This is a genomic window from Belnapia sp., from assembly GCF_059504005.1.
In genome coordinates, this window is sequence record NZ_JCACHU010000170.1 from 1 (window position 1) to 15333 (window position 15333).

A 15333-nucleotide genomic window follows, 5' to 3' on the forward strand; every position below is an offset into this window, starting at 1 on the left:
CATGCCCGCCAGATTCGCCGATTTCAGACCAGATGGGAATCCGACAGGCTGCTAGGTCGCAATCCTGGTGGAACCAGGCCTGCACGGAGCCAGCCAGGTGCGGGTAGAGCGCTGACAGGGCTGCTACCCCGCGAAGGGGTCGCGCAGCGTGATCGTGTCGTCGCGGTCCGGGCTGGTGCTGAGCAGCACCACCGGCGCCTCCACCAGCTCCTCGATGCGGCGGACATACTTCACTGCCGCGGCCGGGAGGTCGGCATAGGAGCGGGCACCGCGGGTGGAGCTGGTCCAACCCTCCAGCACCTCATAGACCGGCTTCGCGGCGGCCTGCGCCCCGGCGGCGGCCGGCAGGCGGCGGACATGCTCGCCGCCGATCGTGTAGCCGGTGCAGACCTTCAGCTCCTCGAGCCCGTCGAGCACGTCGAGCTTGGTGAGCGCGATTCCCTGGATGCCCCCGGTCTTCACCGCCTGGCGCACCATGCAGGCATCGAACCAGCCGCAGCGGCGGGGGCGCCCCGTCACCGTGCCGAATTCGCGGCCGCGCTCGCCGAGGCCCCGGCCGATCTCGTCCTGCAGCTCGGTCGGGAAGGGCCCGCTGCCGACGCGTGTCGTGTAGGCCTTGGCGATGCCGAGGACCATGCCGATCGCATCCGGCCCGATCCCCGCCCCCGCCGCGGCATTGCCGGCGACGGTGTTGCTGCTGGTGACATAGGGGTAGGTGCCGTGGTCAACGTCGAGCATCACCGCCTGGGCGCCCTCGAAGAGCACCCGCTCGCCCTTGTGGCGCGAGGCCTCCAGCCGCTCCCACACCGCCTCGGCGAAGGGCAGCAGCCGCGGGGCAAGGGCCAGCAGCCCGTCCAGCAGCGCCTGCTTCTCGAAGGTCTGCGCGCCAAGGCCGCGCAGCAGGCTGTTGTGGTGCAGCAGCAGCTCGTCGAGCTTGGCCGAGAGCGTCGCAGGCTCGGCCAGATCGCAGAGGCGAATGGAGCGGCGGCCGACCTTGTCCTCATAGGCCGGGCCGATGCCGCGCCCGGTGGTGCCGATCTTGTCCTCGCCGCGTGCCGCCTCGCGCGCCTTGTCGAGCGCCGGGTGCAGCGGCAGGATCAGCGGCGTGTTCTCGGCGATGCGGAGGTTCTCCGGCGTCACGGAGAGGCCCTGCGCGGTGACCTTCTCGATCTCGCCGAGCAGCGCATCCGGGTCGAGCACCACGCCATTGCCGATGATGCCGAGCTTGCCGCGCACCACGCCCGAGGGCAGCAGCGAGAGCTTGTAGACCTGCTCGCCGATGACGAGGGTGTGGCCGGCATTGTGGCCGCCCTGGAAGCGCACGACGATATCGGCCCGGCTCGCCAGCCAGTCCACTACCTTGCCCTTGCCCTCGTCGCCCCACTGGGCGCCGATTACCGCGACATTGGCCATCACACATCGTCCTTGCTGGAAGGCATGGCGGCGCCGTCGCGCAGGATATGCGTGCAGCGCAGCGCGGCGGGGCTGTCGCCGGGGCCGAGCGCGGCCACCGTGGCGAAGCCCTGGTCCCGCAAGGCCGCGGCGGCAGCGGGCGAGGTGCCGAGGGGGAGGAAGATGCGCGGCCGCGCCGGCGCCCGGCCGGCGGCGCGCAGCACGGCATCGGGGTAGAGGCTCATCCCCGTCGCCGGCTCGTCATTGGCCGAGACATAGCGGCCGCCGCGTGCCAGCTCGCCCGTGGCGCCCGGGCCGTAGAGGGTGAAGGCGACGCCGACATGGTAGCGGAAGCCGCGGAACTCCACCGGGTCGAGGGTGAGGCGGAGATCGGGTGCGCGGGCCCGGATGGCGGCGATGACGGCCGCCGCATTGTCGGCGATCGCCCGTGCCGCCGGCGGCAGGTCGGCCGCGGCCAGCGCCGCCAGCGCCCCGTCGGCCGGGCCCGCGGCGGCGAGCAGCACCGGCAGCGCGGCGGCCAGCGGCCCGGCCTGCTCGGCCAGCTCCGTCGCCGCAACGGCATCCTTGCGGTCCAGCGCGCGCGCGAGGCGCTGGCTGAGCGCAGGCGGCACGCCGGCCGCCTCCAGCAGGGCCGGCGCCATGGTGGGGAGGGTGATGTCGAGGCTCACGGCAGGAACGCCGGCGCGCGCCAGCGCCTCGGCGGCGACCAGCGCCACCTCGGCATCTGCCTCCGCCGCGTCGCTGCCGATCAGCTCGATCCCCGTCTGCGGCAGCTGCCGCTCCGGCGCGAGCTGCGTCCCCCGCACGCGAAGCACCTGCCCGGCATAGCAGAGGCGGAGCGGCCGGGCCTGCAGGCCGAGGCGCGTGGCGGCGATGCGGGCGACCTGCGGCGTGGTGTCGGCGCGCAGCCCCATCATCCGCTGGCTGACCGGGTCCATCAGGCGGAAAGTCTGCTCCGCAACCGCAGCGCCGGAGCCGGCGAGCAGGCTGTCCTCGAATTCCAGCAGCGGCGGCTTCACCCGCTCGTAGCCATGCCCGGCGAAGGCGGCCATCAGTGCCTCGACCAGCGCCGCCTCCCGCTCCGCCTCGGGGGGGAGGAGGTCCATCAGCCCGGCGGGCAAGAGGGCAGGGTTGGGCAGGTCGTCGGTCATGCGGGCGCGGGTGTGGCAGGGGGGCGGGGGCGACGCAAGGGGCTCGCGCCCTTATTCATCCAGCGGATAGTCGGCCAATTCGGGCCGCATGGCCTCGATGACGAAGTCGACGAAGGCGGCTGGAGCGTCGAGGTAGAACTCACGCTCCGAATAGGCCCCGACCCGCGCCTCCACCCCCTGCCCCGCCAGCCAGGCGGCGAGCGCCTCCAGATCCTCGCGCGGCGTTTCGCTGAGGAAGGAGACCTGGGAGCGAAGCTTGTCCGCATCCCGCCCGGGCGTCTCGCTGCGGCTGAACTGCAGGTCCACATTGGCCCCCGGCTGCCGCAGCCAGATGGCACGCTCCGTCCGCCGCAGCACGGCGAAGCCGAGCCGCTTTGTGAAGAGCCCGACCACCGCCTCGAAATGCAGGGGGTTCAGCCGGTTGGCGACGTGGTTGAAGCGCATGCGGCGGGCTCCTTCGGGCTCTCCCCGGCATAGGAGCGCCGGAGCGCCGCGAGGTCGAGCCGCCCCATGCCCATCAGCGCCCGCATCACCCGCTCGGCACGCTCCCGGTCGGCATCGCGCAGCATGGCGCCGAGCTCCTCCGGCACCAGTTGCCAGCAGAGGCCGAAGCGGTCGGTCAGCCAGCCGCAGCGCTCGGCGGCCGGGTCGGCCGAGAGCCGGTCCCAGATCGCATCCAGCTCCGCCTGGCCGGCGACGGTGACGAAGACCGAGAGGGCGGGGGTGAAGCGGAATTGTGGCCCGCCATTGAGCGCGACGAACTCCTGCCCCGCGAGGCGGAAGGTCACGCTCAGCACCCGCCCGTCGCCGAAGCGCATGGTCTCGCCGAGGCCGGCCTCCTGCCCGGCCTCGCGGAAGGCGGCAACGTAGAAGGCCGCAGCCTCGGCGGCCTGGCCGTCGAACCAGAGGCAAAGGGCGAGGCTGGCCATCACGATATGTCCTTCCCTGGCCCCATCGCCTTGAGGGCTGCGTCCAGGTCCATCCACATGATCTCCCAGTGATGCCCGTCCGGGTCCTCGAAGCTGCGGCCATACATGAAGCCGTAATCCTGCAGCTTGCCGGGGTCCTTGCGGCCGCCGGCGGCACCGGCCTGCTCGACCACGGCATCCACCTCGGCGCGGCCCTCGGCGGAGAGGCAGATCAACGCGGCGCTCGAGGCATGCGCATCGGCGATCGGCTTCGCGGTGAACTGCCGGTACTTGTCATGGGTCAGCAGCATGGCGTGGATGGTCTCGGAGAAGACCATGCAGGCGGCGGTCTCGTCGGTGAACTGGGGGTTCAGCCGGGCGCCGACGGCCTCGTAGAAGGCGATGGAGCGCTTCAGGTCGGTGACGGGCAGGTTCACGAAGATCAGCTTCGGCACGGCGTTTTCTCCCTCTGGCTTGGCCAGCCTGCCTGAGTGAGTTATCATTAGCAACCATGAAGTCAGAAAAAATAACCGAAACCCCGCCGCCGCGCCGCTGGTATGAGGATGCCTGCGCCGCCGCCCATGCCCTCGACCTGGTCGGCGAGCGCTGGGCGCTGCTGGTGATGCGGGAGCTGATCTTCGGGCCCCGGCGCTTCAGCGAGCTGCGCGCCAGCCTGCCGGGGATCAGCGCCAATGTGCTGACCCAGCGCCTGGCCGGGCTGGAGGCGGCGGGGGTGGTAGTGCGCCGCCGCCTGCCGCCACCGGCTTCGGCCCAGGTCTATGCGCTGACCGAGTGGGGGATGGAGAGCGAGCCGATCTTCCAGGCGCTCGGCCGCTGGGCGGCGCGCTCGCCGCTGCATGACCCGACGCTGCCCTTCAGCGCCGCCTCGCTGCTGCTCTCGCTGCGGACGATGCTGCATGCGGGCCGGGCCGGGGAGCTCGCCGCGCGCATCGGCTTCCGCCTCGGCGCGGAGCGCTACCTTGCACGGCTCGAGGCGGGGCAGATCGCCATCGCCGCCGGCCCGGTCGAGAGCGCCGACCTCATCCTCGACGGCGCGCCCGCCGTCATCGCCGCCGCGATCTTTGGCGGCCAGCCCCTCGAGGCGCTGGAAGCCGCGGGCGCGTTGCGGGTCAAGGGCGACCGGGCGCTGGCGGCGCGTTTCCTCACCCTCTTCCCCCTGCCGCCCAAGGCCGGCTCAGAACAAGGATAGCTGCGGCCCCGCCGCGCGGAAGCGGCTGGTATCGAGCGGCGGCCGCGGCCGGTCCAGCCCGAGCCGCGCCGCCGCCAGCGCGAAGCGCTGCCGCAGCAACTCGGCATAGGGACCGGTGCCGCGCATCCGCTCGCCGAACCCGGCCTGGTTCAGCCTGCCGCCCCGGCATTGCCGGATGAGGCCCAGCACCCGCCCAGCGCGGGCCGGCACATGGGCGTGCAGCCATTCCTCGAAGAGCGGCCTGATCTCGTGCGGCAGCCGCACCAGCGTCATGCCTGCGCCGGTCGCCCCCGCCTCGGCCGCCGCCTCCAGGATCGGCTCGATCTCATGGCAGGTGAGGCCTGGGATCACCGGCGCCGCCATCACCGTGACCGGAATGCCAGCGGCCGCCAGCGCCCGGATCGCCGCCAGCCGCCGCCCGGGCGTCGCGGCGCGCGGCTCCAACCGCCGGGCGAGGCCGCGGTCGAGCGTGGTGATGGAGATGCCGGCCCGCGCCAGCCCCGCGGCCGCCATCGGCGCCAGGATGTCGATGTCGCGCTCGATCAGCGCCGACTTGGTCAGCAGCCCGACCGGGTGCCGGAACTCGGCCAGCACCTGCAGGATGCGCCGCGTCAGCCCCTCCCACCGCTCGAAGGGCTGGTAGGCATCGGTGTTGATGCCGAGCATGACCGGCTTCGGCACATAGCCCGGCGCCATGAGCTCCCGCCGCAGCAACTCGGGCGCCGCCGGCTTGTGGAAGATGCGCGTCTCGAAATCGAGTCCGGGCGAGAGGTTCAGATAGGCATGCGTCGGCCGGGCGAAGCAGTAGATGCAGCCATGCTCGCAGCCGCGATAGGGGTTGATGGAGCGGCTGAAGCCGATATCCGGGCTGTCGTTGCTGGTGATGATCCGCCGCGCCGCATCGATGCCGAGGGTCGCCGCCTCGCGCGGCGCCAAATCCTCCTCCTCCGCCGCGCCCCAGCCATCGTCGACGGCGTAGCGGTCGGCGAGGCCGAAGCGCGCGCTCGGCCGGTTGGAGACGGCGCCGCGGCCTTTCCGGGGCAGGGCGGGCAGGGCGTCGTCGCTGGGCGGCATGGCCGGGAGGATAGGCCGCCCATAGAGAACACATCAAGAACAATTACCCGTCCGCCGGCCCCGCCTCCACGAAGGCCATGAGGTTCTCGAGCCGGTCGGCCTCGCTCGCCGGCTTGTCCGTGCGGATGCGGGCGATGCGGGGGAAGCGCAGGGCGACGCCCGACTTGTGCCGACCCGAAAGCTGCGCCGCGTCGAAGATCACCTCCAGCACCAGGCTCTTCTCCACCTCCCGCACCGGGCCGAAGCGGCTGACCGTGTGGTTGCGGATCCAACGGTCGAGCCACCCAAGCTCCTCATCCGTGTAGCCGGAATAGGCCTTGCCGACCGGCACCAGCTCCTCCCCGCCGCCCTCGATCGGGCGCCAGAGGCCGAAGGTGTAGTCGGAGTAGAAGCTGCTGCGCTTGCCATGGCCGCGCTGGGCATACATCAGCACGGCGTCGATCGAGAGCGGGTCGCGCTTCCACTTCCACCAGAAGCCCTTCTGCCGGCCGGCGAGATAGGGGCTGTCGGCGCGCTTCAGCATCAGCCCCTCGATGGAGGCCGCCCGTGCCCCGTCCCGCACCTCGCCCAGCTGCGCGACGGAGCCGAAGGCGATCAGTGCCGAAAGGTCCATCCGCGCCGGCGCATGCCGCGCGACCCAATCCTCCAGCCGTCGCCGGCGCGCGTCGAAGGGCAGCGGGCGGAGATCCTCGCCCGCCTCGAAGAGCAGGTCGTAGAGCCTGACGCCCACGGGATAGTCCCGCAGCATCTTCGGCCCGACCTGCTTGCGGTTCAGCCGCTGCTGCAGATCGGCGAAGGGCGCGACCACACCATCGCGGATCACCAGCAGCTCGCCATCGAGCACGGCGTGGAAGTCCATCGCCTCCAGGATCTCGGGGAAGCCGCCCGAGATGTCCTCCCCGCCCCGGCTCCAGATGCGGCGCCCGCCCGGCCCGGCGGTGATCTGGACGCGGATGCCGTCCCATTTCCACTCGGCGCGATAGGCCGAAGGGTCGAGCGCGGCGAGGTCGCGGTCCTCCAGCGGATGAGCGAGCATGAGCGGGCGGAAGACCGGGGCGTCGCGCGGATCGGGCTTGTCCGAGTGCCCCTCCAGCCAGCGGAAGAGCGGCAGATAGGGCGGGGCGATGCCGTGCCAGAGCTCCTCGATTTCCTCGACCGGCTTGCCCGACCACTCCGCCAGCGCAACGCGCGCGAGCCGCCCGGAGACGCCGACGCGCAGCCCCCCGGTGATGAGCTTGATGAGCGCCAGCCGCCCGCCGGAATCGAGCGTGTCCAGCCAGCCCGCGATCAGCGCCGGGAGGTCGGCCTTCGGCGTCACCTCCAGCGCCTCCACGACATTGGAGAGGGCGGGCGGCGGCGCGTTCACGCCTTGCCGCTCCGGCCAGATCAGCGCCACGGTCTCGGCGAGGTCGCCGACATAGTCATGGCTGAGGGCGAGCAGCACCGGGTCCGTCCGCGCCGCCACGAGGTCGCGGATCAGCATCGGCTTGGCCGCGGTGAAGACCAGCTCCTCGGTCAGCGCCGCCAGCCCGACGCCCCGATCCGGGTCGGGCTGCGTTGCGAACCAGTCCCGCAGCAGGGCCAGCTTGGCATTGCGGCCGGGGGTGAAGATCAGGCGCTCCAGCAGCTCGGCGAAGGCCGGGACGCTCATGCCGCGGGGGCCCCCTCGGCCACCACCTCGTCATCATCCTCCCCGAGCCCGACCAGGTGCAGCGCCCGGCCGCGGATGCCGCGCCCGGCCAGCGCATGCACCAGCGCATCGTCCCGCCCATGCGTCACCCAGACCTCGGGCGCGCCGACCTCGTCGATGGTGCGGTTGAGGTCCGGCCAGTCGGCATGGTCGCTGATGACCATGGGCAGCTCCACGCCCCGCGTCTTCGCCCGCTGCCGCACCCGCATCCAGCCGCTGGCCAGCGCGGTGACGGGCTCCGCCAGCCGCCGCGCCCACCGGTCGGCAATCGCCGAGGGCGGGGCGAGGACGATAGCGCCCTTCAGCTCCGCCTTGTTGGCCACGGTCGCCGGCCGCAGCTCGCCGAGCGGCACGCCGAGCTGCTCGTAGAGGCGGCAGAGCGGCTGCTGCGCCCCATGCAGGTGGATCGGCCGGTCCCAGCCCGCGGCGCGGAGCAGGGTGATCAGCCGCTGGCACTTCCCAAGCGCGTAGCAGCCGACGACATGCGTGCGCTCGGGGAAGAGGGCGAGGCTCTTCAGCAGCTTCGCCACCTCATGCGCCGGGTCCGGGTGGCGGAAGACCGGCAGGGCGAAGGTCGCCTCGGTCACGAAGACGTCGCAAGGGACCGGCTCGAAGGGCAGGCAGGTCGCATCCTGCTGCCGCTTGTAGTCGCCGGAGACGACGGCGCGGCTGCCCTGCCACTCCATCACCACCTGCGCCGAGCCGAGCACATGCCCCGCCGGCACCAGGCGGATCGTGACGTCGCCCTGACGCAGCACCTCGCCATGGCGCATCGGCTGCTGGGTGGCGCCCGCCCCCTCCCCCATCCGCGCCCGCATGATGGCGAGCGTCTCCGGCGTCGCCAGCACCGCCTGGTGTCCCGGCCGGGCATGATCGGCATGGCCATGGGTGATGACGGCGCGCTCCACCGGCCGCACCGGGTCGATGAAGAAGCCACCCGGCTCGCACAGGAGGCCATCGGGGGTGACGCGGAGCCAGGTCTCTGGATGAGGCATCGGGGAGAAGCTTGGCCATGCGGCGCACGGCTTCAACCCATCACCTTCCCGCCATTGCGGCGGGAAGAAACCAACCCGGTATCATCACATGGTCGCCATTTGCGAGGCGGCAGCCGCTCATCGAGACTGCGGCGCAGCCTGGCCGGCTGGTTTCGGCCGCGGCAGCAACCCCGCCCATGACGCGCCGTTCCCAGCAGCGTGGGCAGAGGCGATGTCAAGGAAACCCATGGTCGCCTCATGCGTCATACGGGACCGCAATCGCAACGGCCATGCGGCGTCGCGGCATCGATGATGGACAAGGGAATTGGATGTCGCCAGGGCCAGGGGGTGCCTCGGATGCCAGGATGGCGGCGCAGGCGGAGCCCTCCCTCCTCGTGGATTATGCTCCGGTGATGCTCTGGCAGGCTGGGCCCGACCGGGCCCGGACCTTCGTCAACCAGCCCTGGCTCGACTTCACCGGCCGGCCGCTGGAAGCCGAGCTCGGCTTCGGCTGGATGGAGGGCGTCCATCCGGAGGACCGGGCGCGCTGCGAGCGGGTCTGCCTGCAGGGTTTCGCCGACCGCGCCCCCTTCACCCTCGACTTCCGCCTCCGCCGCCATGACGGCGCCTGGCGCTGGCTGCTGGAGACCGCGCGGCCGCTCTGCCAGGACGGCGCCTTCGCCGGCTTCCTCGGCTCCTGCGTCGACATCACCGACATGCGCCAGGCGCTGGAGGAGCGGCACCGCGCCCTCGCCGAGCGGGAATTGCTGCTGGCAGAGCTGCATCATCGGGTGAAGAACAACGCCCAGGCCACTACCTCCTTCCTCGGCCTGCAGGCGAGCCGCGCGACCAATCCGGAGGTGGCCGCCGCCCTCCGCGGCGCGGCGACGCGCGTGATGCTGGCGACGTTGGTGCAGGACCGCATGTTCCGCATCGCCGAGAATGCGGTGATCGACCTCGGCACGGAGCTGCTGGCCACCGCCCGCAGCGCGCTGGACGTGGCCGGCCGCTCGGGCATCACCCTCGCGGCGGAGGTGGAGCCGGGCCTGCTGCTGCCGGTCTCCCAGGCGACGCCGCTCGCCCTCATCGTCAACGAGTTGGTGGTGAACGCCGCCCGCCACGCCTTCCCCGAGCAGCAGATCGGCACCATCCGCCTCGCGCTGCGCCGGCCGGCGCCGGGCCTCGGCGAACTCGTGGTGGCGGATGACGGGATCGGCCTGCCGGAGGAGCAGCGCCGCAACACGCCGCAGGGCTGCCTCGGCCTCCATCTCGTCCCCCGCCTGGCGCGGCAGGCCCATGCCAGCCTGCGGATCGAGACCGATGGCGGCACCACGGCGACGCTGCGCTTCGCCTGCGGGTAACGCCTTCCCGAGCAGGCTCCTTCCCGCCATATAAAGGGCCGGATGGGAACATTGCCGGAACCTTTTGCCGCCTGGTTCGCGCGGCGGGGCTGGACGCCGCGGCCGCACCAGCTCGCCCTGCTGCGGGCGGCGGAGGCGGGCGAGTCCGCCCTGCTGGTCGCACCCACCGGCGGCGGCAAGACGCTGGCCGGCTTCCTGCCCAGCCTCGTCGACCTCGCCCGCAACCCGCGGTCGGGGCTGCATACCCTCTATGTCTCGCCGCTGAAGGCGCTGGCCGTCGACATCGCCCGCAACCTGACGGCGCCGGTCGAGGACATGGAGCTGCCCATCCGTATCGAGACGCGGACGGGCGACACGCCGCAGAACCGCCGCGCCCGCCAGCGCGCCGACCCGCCCAATCTTTTGCTGACCACGCCGGAGAGCCTCGCCCTGCTGCTCTCCCAGCCCGAGGCGGGGGAGTTCTTCGCCGGGCTCGGCGCCGTCATCGTCGACGAGATCCATGCGCTCGCCGGCACCAAGCGCGGCGACCAGCTTGCCCTCAGCCTCGCCCGGCTCGGCAGGCTGGCGCCGGGGGCGCGGCGGGTCGGCCTGTCGGCGACGGTCGCCTGGCCGGAGCCGCTGCGCGCCTTCCTCTCGCCTACCGGCGAGCCCGAGGGCGTGCGCCTCGTCCAGGTGCGCGGCGGCGCGGCGCCCGACCTCGCCATCACCCTGCCCGAAGGGCGCCTGCCCTGGGGCGGGCATATGGGCCTCGCCTCCATGCCGGAGGTCTATCGCCGCATCCAGGCGGCGCGGGTCACCATCGTCTTCGTCAACACGCGGGCGCAGGCGGAGCTCTGCTTCCAGGCGCTGTGGCGGCTGAACGAGGATGGCCTCTCGATCGCCCTCCATCATGGCAGCCTCACCGTCGAGCAGCGCCGCAAGGTGGAGGCGGCGATGGCGGCGGGGCGGCTGCGCGCGGTGGTGGCGACGGCCTCGCTCGACCTCGGCATCGACTGGGGCGACGTGGACCAGGTGATCCAGGTCGGCGCGCCGAAGGGCGTCGCCCGCCTCCTGCAGCGGGTCGGCCGCGCGAACCACCGGATGGACGAACCCTCCCGCGCCATCCTCGTCCCCGCCAACCGCTTCGAGGTGATCGAGTGCACCGCGGCGCTGGAGGCCGTACGGCACGAGGAGCTGGATGGCGACCCGCCGCGCCCCGGCGGGCTCGACGTGCTGGCGCAGCACATCCTCGCCATGGCCTGCCACGCCCCCTTCCGACCGGACGACCTCTATCAGGAGGTCCGCTGCGCCGCGCCCTACACGGCCCTCACCCGCCGCGACTTCGACGACGTGCTCGGCTTCGTCGAGAATGGCGGCTACGCGCTCCGCGTCTATGACCGCTTCCGCAAGCTGTTCCGCGATGCCGAGGGCATGGTCCATGTGCGCGACCAGCATGTGGCGCGGCAGCTGCGGATGAATCTCGGCACCATCGTCGAGACGCCGCTGCTGAAGGTGCGGCTGCGCGGCGGCCCGGTGCTCGGCGAGGTGGAGGAGTGGTTCATCTCGACGCTCGTCGCCGGCGACTGCTTCATCTTCGCCGGCCAGACCCTGCGCTTCGAGGCGCTGGACGGCGTCAGCGCCGTCGTCTCCCGCGGCGGCGAGGGCGAGCCGCGCGTGCCCGCCTATGCCGGCTCCCGCATGCCCCTCACCACCTGGCTGGCCGCGCGGGTGCGGGAGATCCTGCACGACCCGCGCAAGTGGCGCCTGCTGCCCGCGCCCGTGCAGGACTGGCTGAAGCTGCAGCGCCGCCAGAGCATGCTGCCGCCCAAGGACGGGTTGCTGATCGAGACCTTCCCGCGCGGCGGCCGCTGGTTCCTCGTCGCCTATTGCTTCGAGGGGCGGCTGGCGCATCAGACGCTCGGCATGCTCGTCACCAAGCGGATGGAGCGCGCCGGGTTCGGCCCGCTCGGCTACCTCGCCACCGACTATGTCCTCGCCGCCTGGTCCGCCTTCGAGCCGACCGGTGTGGAGCATCTCTTCGAGGAGGATATCCTCGGCGAGGAGCTGGAGGAGTGGATGGCGGAGAGCTCCATGCTCCGCCGCACCTTCCGCAACATCGCCACCATCGCCGGGCTGCTCGAGAAGAACCACCCGGGACAAGAGAAGCGCCCGCGCCAGATGACCATGAATGCCGACCTGATCTACGACGTGCTGCGCAAGCACGAGCCCGACCACATCCTGCTCCGCGCCACGCGGCAGGAGGCCGCCGGTGGCCTGACGGACGTCGCCCGCATCGGCCTGCTGCTGGCGCGCGCGCGGGGGCGCATCATCCACAAGCAGCTCAAGCGCGTTTCGCCGCTGGCCGTGCCGGCGCTGATCGAGGAGGGGCGCGAATGGGTCGCCGGCGGCGCCGAGGACGCGCTGCTCGCCGAGGCCGAGTCGCTGGTCGAGGAGGTGACCGATGGCGCCGAGCTCTTCTCCGGCCTTCTCGCCGATGTGACGGAGGGCGTCGCCATCCGCCCGCGCGACGTCGACAAGCCGCGCCACCGCGAGCGGCCGCGCTACAACCGCTTCATCCGCAACGCGCCGAAGAGCCTCGGCCGGGCATGAGCGCCGCGCCGATCCACCTGGGCGGCGAGCGGCTGATGCTCGACCCGGCCGGGGTGCTGCACTGGCCGGCCCGGCGCACGCTGGTCGTCGCCGACCTCCATCTGGAGAAGGGCAGCGCCTTCGCCGCCGCCGGCCGCTTCCTCCCCCCCTATGACACGCGGGAGACGCTGGCCCGCCTCTCCCTGCTGCTGCGGCGCTGGAAACCGGCGCGGATCATCGCCCTCGGCGATAGCTTCCATGACCGGCACGGCGCCAGCCGCCTGCCGCCGGCGGAGCTGGAGGCGCTGCAGCGCATGCTGGCCGGGCTCGAGATGCTCTGGGTCCTCGGCAACCACGACCCGGAGCCGCCCGAGGGCCTTCCCGGCCAAGCGGCGGCGGAAGTGCGCGACGGGCCGCTCGTCTTCCGGCACCAGGCGCAGCCGCCCGCCTCCCGCTTCTCGGCGGCCGCGGGCGGCGAGGTCTCCGGCCATTTCCATCCGAAGGCGACCATGCAGACCCGAGCCGGCGGCATCACCCGCCCCTGCTTCGTCGCCGATGGCAGGCGCGTCGTGCTGCCCGCCTTCGGCGCCTATACCGGTGGGCTCGATGCGCGGGATCCGGCCATCGCCGGCCTCTTCCCGCGCGGGGCGAGGCTCTTCCTGCTGGGGCGGGAGCGGCTGTTCAGCATGGCCGCCGGGGCGGCAGCGGGATGAGGACTAGGCGTGTCGCGCTTTCGCCGCGGCTGCCTACATATCGGCGATGACCCGCCTCCCCCCTGCCCTTTTCTGGTTCCGACAGGACCTCCGCCTCGCCGACAACCCCGCCCTTGCCGCCGTGGCCGACAGGCCCGTGCTGCCCGTCTATGTGCTGGACGACGACGCGGCCGGCCGGTGGGCTCCGGGCGGGGCGGCGCGCTGGTGGCTGCACCACTCCCTCGCGGCGCTGGCCGAGGCGCTGGCGGCGCGCGGGGCGCCGCTGCTGCTGGCGCGCGGCCGGGCGGAGATCGTCATCCCGGCCCTGGCGGAGGAGATCGGCGCCGGCGAGGTCCTGGCCGGCCGTCTCTACGAGCCCTGGGCCCGCGAGCGCGACGCCCGCGTCGCCGAGGCGCTCCGGGCCGGCGGCCGCAGCCTCCGCCTCCTGACATCGACCCTGCTGCGCGAGCCGCCCGAGGTGATGAGCGGCAGCGGCAAGCCCTATACGGTCTACGGCCCCTTCGCCAAGTCGATGGCCGCCCGCAGCGAGCCGCAGCCGCCCCTGCCCGCCCCCGATCGCCTGCACCCGGTTGAGGGCGCGCCGCAAGGCGACCGCCTCGCCGACTGGACCCTGCTGCCGCAGCCCCCCATCCCCGACTGGGCCACCGAGTTCGGCACCGTCTGGACTCCGGGCGAGGCCGGGGCCGCGGCGCGCCTCGCCCGCTTCCTCGCCGGGCCCGTCCGCGACTATGCGGTGAACCGCAACCTGCCGGGCGTCGAGGGCTCCTCCATCCTCTCCCCGCATCTGCGTTGGGGCGAGGTCTCGCCGCGCCAGGTCTGGCATGCGGTGCGAGAGGCCATCCCCGGCGACCTCGACGCCGCCTGGCCCTTCCTGTCCGAGATCCTCTGGCGGGAATTCTCCTACCACCTGCTCTGGCACCGGCCGGACATGCCGGAGTCGGCGCTGCGCGAGCGCTTCGCCCCCTTCCCCTTCGCGCCCGACGCGGCGCTGCTGCGCGCCTGGCAGCGCGGCCGCACCGGCTACCCCATCGTCGATGCCGGCATGCGCCAGCTCTGGCGGCATGGCTGGATGCACAACCGCGTCCGAATGATCACCGCCTCGCTGCTGGTGAAGCAGCTGCTCCAGCCCTGGCAGGCCGGCTCCGCCTGGTTCTGGGACACGCTGGTGGATGCCGACCTCGCCTCCAACAGCGCCTCCTGGCAATGGATCGCCGGCAGCGGGACGGATGCCTCGCCCTATTTCCGCGTCTTCAACCCGGTGCTGCAGGGCGAGAAATTCGATCCCGAGGGCGCCTATGTCCGCCGCTTCGTGCCGGAGCTGGCGCGGCTGCCCGACCGCTGGATCCACCAGCCCTGGGCGGCGCCGGAGGCGGTGTTGCAGAAGGCCGGGCTCGTGATCGGCCGCGACTACCCCGCGCCCGTGGTGCTGCCCGAGGATGGCCGCCGCCGCGCCCTCGACGCCTTCGCCCGCCTCCGCGCCGGCCCGGAGGCGGATGCGTGACCGCGGCGGCCCAGGCCGACCTCGCCGCCCGCGGCTTCCGGGGCCTGCGCATCGTCGGCGACGTGCATGGCGATGCGGCGGCCTTCGAGCATGCGGTGGCGGGGGCGGAGGCGGAGCGGCTCTTCATCCTCCAGCTCGGCGACCTCACCGACCACGGGCCCGACAGCTCGGCCGTGCTGCGGCGGATGTTCGGCCTGCTCGATGCCGGGCGCGGCCGCTTCCTCCTCGGCAACCACGACCACAAGCTGCGCCGGGCGCTGGTCGGGCAGCGGGTGCGGATGGCCGCCGAAGGCCTCGGCCGGACGCTGGCGCAGCTCGCCGAGGCGCCGGATGGGGAGGCGCTGAAGCTGCGCGCCATTGCAGAGATCGCCGCGGCCCCGGCCTGGCTCCGGCTCGGCCAGTCGCTCTTCGTCCATGCCGGCTGGCACCCGCGCATGCTGCGCGAGCCCTCCCCGCCCGATGCCGGCACCCGCAAGCCGGACCCGATGCTCTCACGGGCCCTCTTCGGCCAGGTGACGGGGCGGATGATGGCCGATGGCTATCCCGAGCGCCTGCACGACTGGGTGGACCGCATCCCTGCCGGCTACACCCTCTATTGCGGGCATGAGCGGCGCTCGACCGACGGCCGCCCCTATATCCAGCCGGGCGAGGCTGGGGGCCGGGCCATCTTCCTCGACACCGGCGCCGGCAAGGGTGGCCACCTCTCCTGGATCGACCTAGTGTTCTGACCGAGACAGAGGTTTCCCTATCCGGTTGGGATGTGCGATCCG

The 15333-nt window shown here is 72.6% G+C and carries 14 protein-coding genes; 6 read left to right on the forward strand and 8 right to left on the reverse strand.

From position 1 onward, the window contains the following. Positions 1-123: 123 nt before the first annotated feature. Genes AC5JJ1_RS27260 through AC5JJ1_RS27280 form a run of 5 tightly spaced genes read right to left on the reverse strand, consistent with a single transcriptional unit; the run spans position 124 to position 3927 of the window. Entirely contained in the window at positions 124-1413 is a 1290-nt protein-coding gene (locus AC5JJ1_RS27260; protein ID WP_495788270.1) for an adenylosuccinate synthase, read from the reverse strand. Next, positions 1413-2564: an ATP phosphoribosyltransferase regulatory subunit gene (locus tag AC5JJ1_RS27265; protein WP_495788271.1), complete on the reverse strand. Its 1152-nt coding sequence runs from the start codon at positions 2562-2564 to the stop codon at positions 1413-1415. Before AC5JJ1_RS27265 ends, AC5JJ1_RS27260 begins: the two co-directional genes overlap by 1 nt. Positions 2565-2615: 51 nt before the next feature. Further along, positions 2616-3008, reverse strand: a complete 393-nt coding sequence (locus AC5JJ1_RS27270) for a VOC family protein (RefSeq protein ID WP_495788272.1) — start codon at positions 3006-3008, stop codon at positions 2616-2618. Then, the gene (locus tag AC5JJ1_RS27275) at positions 2978-3493 is read right to left on the reverse strand and encodes a VOC family protein (RefSeq protein WP_495788273.1); all 516 of its coding nucleotides are present in this window, start codon (positions 3491-3493) and stop codon (positions 2978-2980) included. Before AC5JJ1_RS27275 ends, AC5JJ1_RS27270 begins: the two co-directional genes overlap by 31 nt. Next, positions 3493-3927: a VOC family protein gene (locus AC5JJ1_RS27280; RefSeq protein ID WP_495788274.1), complete on the reverse strand. Its 435-nt coding sequence runs from the start codon at positions 3925-3927 to the stop codon at positions 3493-3495. Before AC5JJ1_RS27280 ends, AC5JJ1_RS27275 begins: the two co-directional genes overlap by 1 nt. 56 nt (positions 3928-3983) lie before the next feature. Between AC5JJ1_RS27280 and AC5JJ1_RS27285 the strand changes: the two genes are divergently transcribed. After that, entirely contained in the window at positions 3984-4682 is a 699-nt protein-coding gene (locus AC5JJ1_RS27285) for a winged helix-turn-helix transcriptional regulator (RefSeq protein WP_495788275.1), read from the forward strand. On the opposite strand, the gene AC5JJ1_RS27290 is transcribed toward AC5JJ1_RS27285, so the two are convergent. From AC5JJ1_RS27290 to AC5JJ1_RS27300, 3 genes are read right to left on the reverse strand one after another with little or no spacing between them, the layout of a single operon-like run. Further along, positions 4668-5756, reverse strand: coding sequence for a PA0069 family radical SAM protein (locus AC5JJ1_RS27290; RefSeq protein WP_495788276.1), 1089 nt, complete (start codon positions 5754-5756; stop codon positions 4668-4670). The two genes, AC5JJ1_RS27285 and AC5JJ1_RS27290, sit on opposite strands and share 15 nt — an antisense overlap. Before the next feature lie 43 nt (positions 5757-5799). Beyond that, the gene (locus tag AC5JJ1_RS27295; RefSeq protein WP_495788277.1) at positions 5800-7407 is read right to left on the reverse strand and encodes a cisplatin damage response ATP-dependent DNA ligase; all 1608 of its coding nucleotides are present in this window, start codon (positions 7405-7407) and stop codon (positions 5800-5802) included. Beyond that, a complete protein-coding gene (locus AC5JJ1_RS27300) occupies positions 7404-8441 on the reverse strand; it encodes a ligase-associated DNA damage response exonuclease (RefSeq protein WP_495788278.1) in 1038 nt (345 codons plus the stop codon). Before AC5JJ1_RS27300 ends, AC5JJ1_RS27295 begins: the two co-directional genes overlap by 4 nt. Positions 8442-8785: 344 nt before the next feature. On the opposite strand from AC5JJ1_RS27300, the gene AC5JJ1_RS27305 reads away from it, so the two are divergent. From AC5JJ1_RS27305 to AC5JJ1_RS27325, 5 genes are read left to right on the forward strand one after another with little or no spacing between them, the layout of a single operon-like run. Next, positions 8786-9781: a sensor histidine kinase gene (locus AC5JJ1_RS27305; RefSeq protein ID WP_495788279.1), complete on the forward strand. Its 996-nt coding sequence runs from the start codon at positions 8786-8788 to the stop codon at positions 9779-9781. 42 nt (positions 9782-9823) lie between these two features. Then, the gene (locus tag AC5JJ1_RS27310; RefSeq protein WP_495788280.1) at positions 9824-12370 is read left to right on the forward strand and encodes a ligase-associated DNA damage response DEXH box helicase; all 2547 of its coding nucleotides are present in this window, start codon (positions 9824-9826) and stop codon (positions 12368-12370) included. After that, positions 12367-13062, forward strand: coding sequence for a ligase-associated DNA damage response endonuclease PdeM (gene pdeM / locus AC5JJ1_RS27315; protein ID WP_495788281.1), 696 nt, complete (start codon positions 12367-12369; stop codon positions 13060-13062). The genes AC5JJ1_RS27310 and pdeM overlap by 4 nt, the downstream gene beginning before the upstream one ends. Positions 13063-13108: 46 nt before the next feature. After that, positions 13109-14563, forward strand: coding sequence for a cryptochrome/photolyase family protein (locus tag AC5JJ1_RS27320; protein WP_495788282.1), 1455 nt, complete (start codon positions 13109-13111; stop codon positions 14561-14563). Beyond that, the gene (locus AC5JJ1_RS27325) at positions 14560-15291 is read left to right on the forward strand and encodes a metallophosphoesterase (protein ID WP_495788283.1); all 732 of its coding nucleotides are present in this window, start codon (positions 14560-14562) and stop codon (positions 15289-15291) included. Before AC5JJ1_RS27320 ends, AC5JJ1_RS27325 begins: the two co-directional genes overlap by 4 nt. The last annotated feature ends 42 nt before the right edge of the window (positions 15292-15333 follow it).